Here is an 11,854-nt window from a genome sequence, read left to right as displayed (position 1 = left end):
CATTCCTTAATGACGTTGTTTAACCAACAGATAGAGAAAAAAGGGTGTGCCCAGTACGGCGACAAAAATCCCGGCGGGCAAATCCAGCGGCAAAAACAGCGTGCGCCCGGCGAGGTCGGCCAGCACCACAAGGTTGGCGCCGACCAGCGCGGCCATCACCGCTTGACCACCGAAACCCGGCGCCACCAGACGCTTGGCAATGTGCGGCGCAATCAGCCCGACAAACGCAATCGCCCCGCCCCAGGCAATCGCCGCACCGGCCAACGCCACGCTGACCAGCAACAAACCCGCTCGCAGCCACTGCACGCGCACGCCGATGCCCTGGGCGAGGCTGTCATCCAGTTGTTGCACCATTACCTGCCGAGCGAGAAAAACCAGCAGCGGGCAAATGCCCAGCAACCATTTACCCAACGCCAGCGGTTCCGGCCAACTGGCACCGTACACGCTGCCGGTCAGCCAGACATAAGCCGACAGGGTCGTGGTCAGCGGACTGAACACCAGAATGAACGTGGTGGCGGCGGTCAACATCGCGGAGATGCCGACGCCGATCAACACCAGCCGCAGCGGTGAAGTCCCCTGCTTCCACGCCAGCAAATAGATCGCCAATGCCGCCAGGCCCGCGCCGAGCATCGCCGCCAGTGGCAGATACTGCTGACCCAACGCCACCGAGAAAAACGACAGATACAACACCGCCGCCGCACTCGCACCGCTGGTGATGCCGAGCAAATCCGGCGAGGCCAATGGGTTGCGGATGATGCTTTGCAGGATCAGCCCGGACACCGATAGCGCAGCACCCACCAACGCCGCCAGCAGCAGGCGCGGAAATCGCAGTTGCTCAACGATAAACGTCAGGCTCGCGTCCTGGTTCGACAACAGGATCCGCAGCACTTCCAGAGGCGACAACATGACTTTGCCCAGGGACAGCGAGCCAAGCATGATCAGCGCGGTCACCATCACGGCAACCAACAGCCGCCACAACGTTGCGACATTGATCCGCCGGGAAAACCCGCTGCGACGCCAGGTCAGGACCTTATCCATAACGACCTCCACGCCGCGCCAACAGAATGAAAAACGGCGCGCCGAACAGTGCGGTCATCACGCCCACCGGCACTTCTTGCGGCAGGATCAGCACCCGCGACAAGGTATCCGCCAGCAACAGAACAATCGCGCCCAACAGCGCAGACCCCGGCAGCAACCAGCGATGGTCGATGGACAAGCCCTTGCGCACCATGTGCGGCACCAGCAAACCGATAAACCCGATGCTGCCCGCCAACGCCACGGCACTGCCCGCCAGACACACCACCAGCACGGCCATCATCAAGCGGATCAAACCCGTGCGCTGTCCCAGGCCAGTGGCAATCTCTTCACCCGCGTTCAGCACGTTGACCTGCCCCGCCAGCAACATCGCGCCGAACAATCCAAGCACACCGCACAGCAGCAACGGCGCCGCGACGGACAGGCTGCGCTCGGTCAATGAACCGGCCAGCCAGAACAACACCGTGTCCAGCCCATCCTGATTCACCACCAGCAACGCCTGGCTGAACGCCGAAAACAGCGCCGCCATGGCCGCGCCCGCGAGCACGATGCGCAACGGACTGAGACTGCCCTGCCCCATATTGCCGATCAACCACACCAGACTCCCCGCCACCGCCGCGCCGATAAACGCGCACCACAGCCAGGCATCCGGGGACGCCAGGGAGAACAGCGAGGAACCGAGGATGATAAAAAACGTCGCCCCGGCGTTGATTCCGAACAGACCGGGAGACGCCAGGGGATTACGGGTCAGGGCCTGCATCAACGCGCCAGCCACCGCGAGGCTCGCGCCGACGGCGATCGCCATCAAGGTCCGCGACAGGCGCGTGGTGGTCACCAATACATGGCTGACGCTCAAGGGATCGGGATGCACAAACGCGGCGAAAACCTGCGACAACGGAATCCACGTTGCGCCGACCGCCAAACTCAATACGCAACTCAACAGCAACACAACGCCCGCGCTCCACAGCTTCAACCCGTTGCTCATGAAGCAGTCACCAGACGCGCAACGTCATCGAGCATCAGATTCGCCCCGAGCATGCCGCCCGACAGGCTCCAGGCCACGCCGTCGACCCGCCACACCTGCCCCTGCTGGGGCGCACGCATTTGCTGCCACAGCGGGTGCTGCACCAGGCTTTCGTAGTTTCGCTGCACTGCCGCTTTCTCCGCGCGCAAGAAGATGAAGAAAATATCGGCATTCACCACCGCCAGGCTTTCCTTGCTGGTGAGTTTGATCGACACCCCGCTCGCCGCCCTGCTTGCTTCACTCCAGTCAAAACCCAACTCACTGATGACCGAGCCCGGAAAACTCGCCGGCAAGTAGCTGCGGATGTGGTCTTCACGCACATCCAGAATCGACACCGTGGGCGGCCAGCGCCCGGCGAACTTCTGCTGCAATTGCAGGCGCAGTTGCGCCACACGCTGTTGCCATTGGCCCAGCAACTCATCGGCTTGCTGCTTGCGGTACAGGGCGATGCCCATCAGCGCCAAGGTCTTCTTGAACTCAAAGACCTCATCCAGCATCACCACCGGGGCGATCTGCTTGAGCAACGGGGCGATGCGTTCATGGCGAAAGCGCGAGGCGATGATCACGTCCGGTTTCAGCAGCGCGATGTCCTCCAGGCTGGGCTGGGTTTCCAGCCCGACATGGGGTACCTGCTGCAACGCCCAACGCAAATAGTGATACGTGGGTTTTTCGCTCCAGGAATCAACGATGCCGCACGGGGTAACGCCCAACGCCACGGCGCTGTCGGTGGCCCCTTGAAACAGGGTGATCACCCGCAACGGCGCGGCGTCGGATTGCGCCCACGCCGGTATCGAATACCTCAGTGCGAGCATCCCCAAAGACAGGCGCAACAGCGTGCGCCTGGAGGGGTGAGGTTGAAGATCAGTCTTCACGATGCAACCGGTGGAAAGGGTTCACCACCTGGCCTTTGCCAAACGGCATGCTGCCGGGACCGCCCGCACGCTCGATCATTGGGGTGAGCAGCAACTTCTGCGGCCAGTGGGGTGCTTCGAACAATTGCTGTTTAATCATCGCCCGAGCTTCGGTGTCGAAGTCGATGGTGTCAATCAACTCGTTCAACACTTCGCCCATTGCCGTCCACAAACCACGTTCCGGCAGCGCGTAAACCAGCGCCAGGGTTTCGATGATCGAGCGGAAGTTGACCTGAATCCCCAGGGTCTGCAGCCAGAACAACAGGTCTTCCGGGCGCTCGTGATACAGCGTGTTGGCGTGGCCCTTCTTCAGTCGGTACGCCGGATCGGCCAAACCGTTGCGTTCCAGCCACGGCACAAAGATGCGCAGCGAATCGTGATCGCGCAGCAGCAAGCCCTCGGCATGACCGGCCTTCCACACCAGTACGGCGTTCTGCCCGTGGATCTCGCCGAGCATGCCGATACGGAACATCCGCAGGTTGATGTCGAAGAAGCTGTGAGCCAGCTCGCGGAACAGGGTCGTCACCGACGCGGCGTTGGCCGGCAGTTGACGGTAGGCCATCCAGTCATCGAAGAAGTGCTGATTGCTGCCGGGCAGCGGCGTGCCGAGGGCGGCCATGGGGATCAGTCGGGTGTCTTTATCTTCCAGTAGCGCCGGTGGATAGCCACGGACCATGGCCGCCAGGTGACGCGGCGCTTCGTCGAACAGCGTGGCGTCCGGCGGCATGAACGCCCACCACTTGGTTTCATCGCACAGGTGCAGTTTCTGTTGCAGGGTTTCGTCTTTGTCCAAGCCTTGACGCAGCAGCTTTTCACTCAAGCCGCCGTTGATCATTTTTACTGCCGGCAGGTAACGCGAAGCGCCGAGGGAATAGATCGCCATCGGCAACTTCAGGTAGTCGGCGCTGTTGAAGCACGGAGTCATCGAACGCAACGACGAGGTGGCGTAGAAATCACCGTCGGTGAAGTCCAGGCGCTGACAATCGCCCTTGGCGAAAGCATCACCGAGTTGCGCTTGCAGCACGTGGTCGAACTGCCACGGGTGCACCGGCAGTGCGATATGGCTTTCGTAAATGCCCCGCTGCTGCATCTCGTGTTGCAGGCCGGCGTGCAGCGCGAATGGCAACAAGTAATCGGCGGGACGCTGCTGCGCCAGGTCGGTCACGCCGTCACCGCATTGCAGCAACGTGCGGTCGATGGCGACCCAGTTCAGCGCCACCGGGCGGGCGAATTCAGCCTGATAGTGCTGATATTCCGCGTCGTTCAACCCCTGCTTGGCTTTGGCCAGCGGATGGTAAGGACGATCACGCAGCGACGCCCATTGCTCCATGGTCAGGAAAAAATCGGCGTTGCTCTTTTCCAGCAAGCGCTCGCTGTTGACCCGATGGGCCAGGGACAATTCGGTCTGGCGCACGCTGGTGCGCAGCACGTCGAGGAACAGCGCAAAACCCTTTTCATTGTCCTGATAGCGGTCGGTCATCCCGGCCAGCACTTGGGTCATGAAGGCTTCCGGGGACAGCTCCGTCAGTTGCTGATCCTGGCGAACCAACACTGGCGTGCCCGGTACTTTCTCCCATTGCTGGGTGATGCCGGGGCGCAGGGCGACGAAGATTGACCCCTGCCATTCCCAGACGCGCTGCTCGGCGCTCAACCCGGTAAACGGCTGATCGGCAGCGGCCGCCGTCAGGTTCAGCGGCTCGGTCCCGAAAAAATGTTCGGCCAGCAAACAATCGACCAGATCCTGCATCACCCTGTCGGCGGCCATTGTGGTGAAGTTCATCGGATTATTTTCCTTCTGCTGAAGTGGCGGCCAACTTGGCCTGGAGGGCACGAAAAGCGATGCCACGCTCGTCACCCAAAACAAAACTTTTAACGCCGCGAGCCAACCAGCGTTCGTGGTCGCCCGGCTGGCGTGGAATCGCGCAGTACGGCACGCCCGCCGCGTTGGCGGCTTGCCAACTGCTGAGCAGCGCGGCTTGCACTTCGGGCCGGTCGATCTGCCACGGCAAGCCCATCGATTGCGACAAATCCGCAGCGCCTTCGAGGATCATGTCCAGCCCCGGCACGGCGGCAATCTCTGCTGCGCGGCGCACGCCTTCGGCGCTCTCGATCATCGCCACGACCATGATTTGTTCGTTGGCCAGGCCGATGTATTCCGCGAGGCTGTGTTTACCGAACGCACCGGGGCGCCCGGCATTCAGGCTGCGACCGCCATGGGGGTGGTATTTGCAGGCGCGGATGCTTTCGGCCAAAGGCTCGGGGCCTTCGATCATCGGCAACACGATGCCCTGGGCGCCGCCATCGAGCAGGCGCAGCATGGTTTTCGGATTGAGGTCCGCGACCCGCACCAGTGGCGTGATGGCATAGCTCTCGGCGGTGCGGATCATGTTCTCCACGGTTTGCGGATTGATTAGCACGTGTTCCGTGTCGATGATCACGAAATCGAACCCGGCCTCGGCAATCAACTCGATGGCTGCTGGCGATGGAATCGAACTGATCAGACCGTAGGCCGGCTCACCCTTGTGGAGTTTCTGCTTCAGCAGATTGGTCCTCAGCATGATTGCGGCCGGAAAGCGTGCAGCGGGTTCGGCACCTTTTTGAACCGACGTTCGCCATCACCGAGCAGGCGACGTTTGGTCAGTTCTTCGACTTCATAGAACGGCGCGAACACATCAAACGCTTCATAACGCGCACGGTGTTGCGGATGTGCGTCCTGGTAACCGGTGACGACCTCGGCAGTCATCTGCCAGAACTCGCTTTCCGCCAGTTGATAGTGCTGATGCAGGAAAATCGCCATCTCGGCCAGGGCGATGAAGAAGAACGAATCACAGGAGAAGTCGCGCACTGCATCGACGTCGTCAGTGAGGATGAACGAGTTGCGGTTGAGCTTGGCGTGGCTGGCGGGCAGCGGCACCAGGCTCGGGGCGAGTTCGGGGCGGCCGAGGTGTTGCGGGGAATAGCGCACGCCGTCATGGAAGTCTTTCAGGGCAATGCGTTGCGGCCAGCCTTGCTTGACGATGAGGACGATGTTCTGGCCGTGGGATTCCATGCCGATGCCTTCGGCGTAGAGCATGTGAATGATCGGCGATGCCGCGACCTGCACCAGTTGACGGGTCCAGGCGTGCAGGCCGTATTGCTGGATCCAGGCGTCGATAAACGGCGTCTGCTCGCCGTCGCCGTAGCGATTGTCCACCGAGCTCAGGCCATTGAACGGCACGGCTTGCTCATCGGCTTCCAGGTATTGGTGAATGCTTTCGCGCCACAAGGTACCCATGGTGCCGTAGGCCTGGGACATGCGCGTCGCCGGCAAATGGTCGTAGTCGAAACTGACGCCGACCACTTCGCCGAGAATCACAAAACCGAGGTCACGGGCGGTGCTGTCGCTGCGGATCAACTGGTGCAGCCAGTCGGTGATGATCGGGCCGTTCATCACCGTGTGCCGGGCCAGGATGCGGGTGCTGGAGGTGTTGGTCATGCTCAGTGCGAGCTTGACGTAGGGCCGCTGTTTGTCCGTGACGTTGGCCAGGGTGCGGATCGATTGCTGTGCTTTGTAGCGATCATCCGTGGTGCCCAAATGGATGATTTCGCCGCTGACCAGTTCCGGGTAGAACACCGGGACGACGACGTTTTCCCACTGCCACGGATGCACCGGCATCAGCCAATAGTCGCCCATGGACTTGCCTTGGTCGGTGAGGCTTTCAGCCAGTTCCTGCCAGCGTTGACGGCCGAATTCCCGCTGAATGAAATCGTCGTAATTCAGGTGTTGGGATATGTTCATCGCCCCGCAGGTTTTCGCCACGGCGAGCCAGACGATGGCTACCGGCGTGGCGAATTCCGGCCCGTAATTAGCGTTGTCCTTCAGCGAGAAGCCGATGCGCGACTTGTAGCAAGGGTGGTAGCTGTGGGCGTCCATGAAGTGCTGTTCCAGCGCATCGACGTCCAGTTGATGGCTTGGGAGGGCCGCTTGAAAACCCTGGCTGCGCGATTGCAGGTCCTTGAGCAGGGTCTGTTCCAGTTCATGGGTGAAACGTGGCAGGTGCGGGCTGTCTTGAAGTTCGCCGAGCAGTTCGGCCAGGGCTTGGTGCAGATGCGGCTGGCTGTGCTTGCCATTGGCATCGACGCGCTCAAGGCTGGCGTAATCCAGGCGGATCAGTTCGAAACTGGCGCTGAGCAAACCGGTGCAGTGGTATTCCACTGGCTGTTGCTGCGCATCGACGCCGCTGACGACAAAACGGTATTGGCTGCCACTCAGCGGTGAGTGACGGTAAGGCAGCACGTTTTCATACAGCAGGGTTTGCAGCAGTTGCCCGACCACCCGCTGTTCCACTTGTTGGTAGCGTTGGGTGTCGGCGGTCGCCAGCCAGACGCCTGGCGCGCAATCTTGAGGTGTTGCCTGAGAAGAGGTCGCCATTGTCATACCTATCGATTAAAGAATTAACGGTGTTCGAGGGCCGAGGGCAGTGCCTCGTCCGGCTCGTCGGATGCGTGAACGGGAAAACGCCAGGCGCAGGGCAACGCCAGCAAAACCAGGATGCCGGTGGCCATGAACACTTCGCTGATCGCCCCAGACGTGGCGGCGGAATCAAGCCCCTCCCCCAGGCGAAACTCGAGCCAAAGCGAAGCGATGACGATGGCCAGTGAGGAGACGAGGCGCCTGGAGATGTTGTTCATCGCGGCGCCCTGGGTAACCATCGGTTCGGGCAAGGCATTGAGCCCGGCGGTGGTGATCGGGATGTACGACAGACCGAGCCCGGCGCCGCGCACCATCATCAGGAAAAACACCACAGCGATGGAGGAGCCGGCACCGAGCATGCCCAGGCCGAGCGTCGCGGCGCCGGTCATCAGCAAGCCCCAGAGCACCACGCCCCGAGGCCCATAGCGATCCAGCCAGCGACCGCCGAGGTTGCCGAACAGGCTGGCAAACGCCGCCGTGCACAACAGCGACAGACCGGTCCAGATCGCGCTGTAACCCATCACCACTTGCACCAGCAACGGCAGCAACACCAGACACTCGAACATGCCGACCGACTGCACCACGGCGATGATCACGCTCAGGCGATAACCGCGCAGGGCGAAGATGCGCAGGTTGAGCAGCGGCGAAGTGCGGTTCAGTTCCAGCTTCACGAAAGCGACCAGACAGACGATGGCCGCCAGCAACATACCGAGGTTGAGCGGATCGGTCAGAGCATCAGCGTGGCGCAGACGACCCACCGCGACCATCAACAGGCCAATGCCCGCCGCGATCAACAGGTAACCCGCCAGATCAAACGGTTTGCGCTCGGACGCTTCCGACGCTGGCAGCACCGCCACACCGAGGATCAGCGCGACGATGCCAATCGGGACGTTCATCAGGAACAACGAGCGCCAACTGAACCACTCCAACATCAGGCTGCCGCACAACGGCCCCAACGCTGGCGCCAGCATCACCGCCGCGCCCCACAGACCGGTCACCCGGCCGCGCTCACCTTTGGCGTACACGGAAAAAATGATCGCCAGCGACAGCGGAATCATCAGCCCGCTGGCAACGCCTTGCACCACCCGAGCGGTAATCACCAGCGCGATGGAGTTGGCGAAAGCGCCCATCAGCGAGCCGCAGACAAACAACGCCACGCCCCACAGGTACAGGCGCTTGCGCCCTACCCGCTGGCTGAGAAAACTGGTGAGCGGCATGGTCATGCCCATGCTCACCATGAACGCGGCGACGATCCACGTCGCCAGCACCGGGCCGATGTCGAAAGCGGTCATGAACGCCGGCAACGCCGGGTTGAGCGAGCTGTTGTTGAGGCTGACGGTCAAGGTGCCCAACAGCACATTGACCACCACCAGCCAGCGCGGAGCGGCCACGGTCAAACCCAAGATGCGCCTCCTGCAAACAGCTGCGGCGGTCGCGGATGGCAGAGGAAATCGGCGTGGGAGATGTTGTAGCCATAGGCTCCGGCCAGCGGCAGCACCAGCATGTCGCCGACCTCGACGCCCGTCAGTGGGCAGTCGCGACTCAACACGTCCTTGGGCGTGCAGAGTTGCCCGACCACGGTCCACTTGCGCTCCACTGCGCCCGGAGTTGCAGGGTTTCGGGGCAGATGAATGACCGGGTGATCGTGCCCCTGAGCCACCGGCAAACGGAAGTGATGGGTGCCGCCGCGACAGACCAGGAAGTGCTTGCCGTGACTGGTTTTGCTGTCCAGCACTTCGATGGCGTAGTAACCGCAATAAGCGCTGATGAAGCGACCGGGCTCGAAACGCACAATCGGCGCATCGGCACACGCCGCCAGGGACTCGCCCAGGTGCGCACACAACCGCTGCCAATCAAACTGCTCAGCGCCGAGGTAGTTCACGCCGATGCCGCCACCGACATTGAGGTGGGTGATCGTCGCCGGACTGGCCGACAACGCCTTCCATTGCGGCCAGCGCTCCAGGTAAAGGTCCAGCAGTTGTTCGTGACGCTCCACCAGCGACTGATGGGACATCGCATGCACATGGAAACCCTTGAGCCGCAGATGACTGGCGTTATCCACCCAGCTCACCGCTTGCGCCAGTTCTGACTCGTCAATCCCGAACGGCGTGGCGGTGCCGGCCATTGCCAATTTGCTCGACAGCGGCGACGGCAGTTCCGGGTTGATCCGCAGCAACACGTCCTGCACCCGCCCCGCTTCCAGCGCCAGCCGTTGCAAGCGGACGATTTCATTCAGGCTTTCGATGTGAATCGCTTCGGCGCCGTGTTGCAGCGCTGAGCGCAGATCGGAATCCAGTTTGCCCGGGCCGGAGAAGATGAAGGGCTTGAGTGTCGGGCAGGCTTGGACGCGATCAATCTCGCCGCCGGAGGAAATCTCAAGCCCGTGCACCAACGGCGCGACGGTGGCGAGGATCTGCGGTTCGCTGTTGGCCTTGATCGCGTAGTAAAGCTCCACGCCTTTGGGCAGCACGGCCATCACTTGGGTGACGTGCTGTTTCAGCGCATCCAGGTCATAGATGAACAGCGCCAGCGGATCTTCCTGTTGCGTGCGGGCTTCGTCGATGGCGGCCAATACCGTGGCGGGCAGCTTATCCATGCTGAGTCTCCTTGCCCCACGGGGACACTAAAGTGACGTAGCCGGCCTGGCGATCAGCCTTGGCTGCCAGACGCACTTTGAGGTTGGTTTTGCAGGCAATCGGCTGGCCGGCGATCAGTGCATCCAGCTCCGGTGCCGCGCGGGTCACTTCGGCGCGGATGCTGATCAGTTGCTGCTCGACCCGTTGCCACATCAGCGGCGCCAGGTGCGGACGCTCCCAGCTCAGGGCCAGCACGGCCTCGGACAAGTTATTGACGAACAGGCAGTAGACGATGCGATTCCAGCCCTGCTGGCGGGTATACAGCAGCGACTCGCGGACTCGTGGATGCACGTCAGCGTCGATCTTCGACGCCCCCAGTTCTTCGGTCAGTTTCACCCCTTCGAAATCCCGCAGCAGCAAGCGTTGCGGGCGACCGTTGTCGTGTACCAACACGCTGTTCTGCAAGTGCGGCTCCATGACGATGCCGTGGTTGAAGAACAGTGCCAGCACCGGCCGCAGCAGCAGCGCCTGATAGTCGTCGAACCAGCTCAACAACTGTTGATCGTCGATGTCATTGCCATTGAAGCGGGTCAGGAATTCAAGCACCAGCGGCCGCAGATGCAGGCCCCGGGCGAACAGCGTGCCGGCCATGATGCTGCAGTCGGTGCCGGTGTCGAGGCAGAAATTCTCCCTCAGGATCGCCCCGGTCTGCTCGCGGAACCAATGGCTGTCGGCTTCGCTGGAGCTTTGCGGCGCCCAGCTCAACAGGCCCGGCTCGGCCACTACCGACAGCCCGCCGAGGGTCTCGGGTTGGGTCAGTTGCAGGTTGCGGAAAATGCGGTCGATCATCAGCGCGCTTTCCAATTCGTACCAGGCGTTTTTCCTGACGCAATTGGTGATGCGCACGTTCAGCGAACCCTTGATGAAGAACGCGTGACCCTCGATGTACCAAGTGCGGATCGACGCCGTGGGATTGGCCATAAACCCCGTGGCACCCAGGTCGACGATGTCTTTGGATTTCAGCAGGTGCTGTACTCGGCCGTCCTGCATGAACAACTGCGCCTGCACCGGGTGCATGCAGATCACCGCGTGCCCAGGCCTTGCCTGGGACTGATCGGCGAAACCGGCCAGTACCTGGGCTTTGCTCAGGCCGTTGGCGCCGACGCTCAGCCCTTCCAATGACACTTCGAACAAATGCATCGCCGTACGCGCCTGGAATTCGGGAGCGTAGGTTTCCTGAGCCAGATGCGCCGGCCACAGCCGCGCCTTGGGTGCCGGGTGGTTCGGGTGACCAAACCACAGGCCCTGCTCGCTGGCCAGGTAACCGCTGAGCGGGTCCGCGTCCATCGGCGTGTTGTGGCCGACGATGGCGGCGGTCAGCAACTGGCTTTGCAGGACTTGATCCAGCAACTCGTCGTTACTGGCACGGGTCATGTGTTCGCACGCCGCGAGCATCTGCTCGACGAACTCGGCGAAGCCCAGGCACGACCAGTCGCCCTCACCGCGCCGGGCATAGACGTCCGACAGGTAACGGTGACTGCCCAGACCGTCACGGCGGTCCACCATCACGAAGAACTGCTGCTGGTTGGGCAGCTTAATGGTCAGGGGAATACCCTTCCATTCCAGGCCTTCGAGGTAACTGCCCGGCGCGATACCTTGCATCTGCGTCGGCCAACTGTAGCTGAGGCAGTTTTCCGGCAGGGCGAACTCTTTGATCAAACAATTAAGCAGCGCACAGGTCGTTGCCAACTCACTGACCATATTCGGTAATACATTGCGATTCGGATGATTCATGGGTGCTCCACAGTAGCCCGTGAGGTCACTGGACACGTTATATCGCGGAAAAAATTAGTTG

Annotated in this window: 9 protein-coding genes; all 9 read right to left on the bottom strand. The window is 61.7% G+C overall.

What is annotated here, in order from left to right; genetic code table 11:
• Positions 1-6: 6 nt before the first annotated feature.
• The 9 genes from BK665_RS05570 to BK665_RS05530 are packed head-to-tail and all read right to left on the bottom strand — an operon-like array spanning position 7 to position 11,793.
• Entirely contained in the window at positions 7-1,038 is a 1,032-nt protein-coding gene (locus BK665_RS05570) for a FecCD family ABC transporter permease (RefSeq protein WP_123403629.1), read from the bottom strand.
• On the bottom strand, positions 1,031-2,020 hold the full coding sequence (locus tag BK665_RS05565) for a FecCD family ABC transporter permease (RefSeq protein WP_123403627.1): 990 nt from the start codon (positions 2,018-2,020) through the stop codon (positions 1,031-1,033). Before BK665_RS05565 ends, BK665_RS05570 begins: the two co-directional genes overlap by 8 nt.
• Positions 2,017-2,871: an ABC transporter substrate-binding protein gene (locus BK665_RS05560; RefSeq protein ID WP_123403625.1), complete on the bottom strand. Its 855-nt coding sequence runs from the start codon at positions 2,869-2,871 to the stop codon at positions 2,017-2,019. The genes BK665_RS05565 and BK665_RS05560 overlap by 4 nt, the downstream gene beginning before the upstream one ends.
• A 49-nt stretch (positions 2,872-2,920) precedes the next feature.
• Positions 2,921-4,750, bottom strand: a complete 1,830-nt coding sequence (locus BK665_RS05555) for an IucA/IucC family protein (RefSeq protein ID WP_123403623.1) — start codon at positions 4,748-4,750, stop codon at positions 2,921-2,923.
• Positions 4,751-4,754: 4 nt separating this feature from the next.
• A complete protein-coding gene (locus tag BK665_RS05550; RefSeq protein ID WP_185076434.1) occupies positions 4,755-5,528 on the bottom strand; it encodes an HpcH/HpaI aldolase family protein in 774 nt (257 codons plus the stop codon).
• Entirely contained in the window at positions 5,522-7,387 is a 1,866-nt protein-coding gene (locus tag BK665_RS05545) for an IucA/IucC family protein (RefSeq protein WP_123403620.1), read from the bottom strand. Before BK665_RS05545 ends, BK665_RS05550 begins: the two co-directional genes overlap by 7 nt.
• 17 nt (positions 7,388-7,404) lie before the next feature.
• A complete protein-coding gene (locus tag BK665_RS05540; protein WP_123403756.1) occupies positions 7,405-8,820 on the bottom strand; it encodes a DHA2 family efflux MFS transporter permease subunit in 1,416 nt (471 codons plus the stop codon).
• Complete coding sequence (locus BK665_RS05535; protein WP_123403618.1) at positions 8,817-10,019, bottom strand: type III PLP-dependent enzyme; 1,203 nt, start codon at positions 10,017-10,019, stop codon at positions 8,817-8,819. The genes BK665_RS05540 and BK665_RS05535 overlap by 4 nt, the downstream gene beginning before the upstream one ends.
• Positions 10,012-11,793, bottom strand: a complete 1,782-nt coding sequence (locus BK665_RS05530) for an IucA/IucC family protein (protein WP_123403616.1) — start codon at positions 11,791-11,793, stop codon at positions 10,012-10,014. The genes BK665_RS05535 and BK665_RS05530 overlap by 8 nt, the downstream gene beginning before the upstream one ends.
• Positions 11,794-11,854 lie beyond the last annotated feature (61 nt).

Origin of the sequence: Pseudomonas frederiksbergensis (genome assembly GCF_003732665.1) — a bacterium.
In the GTDB taxonomy this organism is placed as follows: Bacteria; Pseudomonadota; Gammaproteobacteria; order Pseudomonadales; family Pseudomonadaceae; genus Aquipseudomonas; species Aquipseudomonas frederiksbergensis_G.
The sequence above is the reverse complement of the archived record's forward strand: the minus strand, read 5'-3'. Positions and strand labels throughout refer to the sequence as shown.

Bases quoted from the DNA above. Each gene is read 5' to 3' on its own strand.
- BK665_RS05570 (WP_123403629.1), bottom strand. From the start codon at position 1,038: ATGGATAAGGTCCTGACCTGGCGTCGCAGCGGGTTTTCCCGGCGGATC.
- BK665_RS05565 (WP_123403627.1), bottom strand. From the start codon at position 2,020: ATGAGCAACGGGTTGAAGCTGTGGAGCGCGGGCGTTGTGTTGCTGTTG.
- BK665_RS05560 (WP_123403625.1), bottom strand. From the start codon at position 2,871: ATGCTCGCACTGAGGTATTCGATACCGGCGTGGGCGCAATCCGACGCC.
- BK665_RS05555 (WP_123403623.1), bottom strand. From the start codon at position 4,750: ATGAACTTCACCACAATGGCCGCCGACAGGGTGATGCAGGATCTGGTC.
- BK665_RS05550 (WP_185076434.1), bottom strand. From the start codon at position 5,528: ATGCTGAGGACCAATCTGCTGAAGCAGAAACTCCACAAGGGTGAGCCG.
- BK665_RS05545 (WP_123403620.1), bottom strand. From the start codon at position 7,387: ATGACAATGGCGACCTCTTCTCAGGCAACACCTCAAGATTGCGCGCCA.
- BK665_RS05535 (WP_123403618.1), bottom strand. From the start codon at position 10,019: ATGGATAAGCTGCCCGCCACGGTATTGGCCGCCATCGACGAAGCCCGC.
- BK665_RS05530 (WP_123403616.1), bottom strand. From the start codon at position 11,793: ATGAATCATCCGAATCGCAATGTATTACCGAATATGGTCAGTGAGTTG.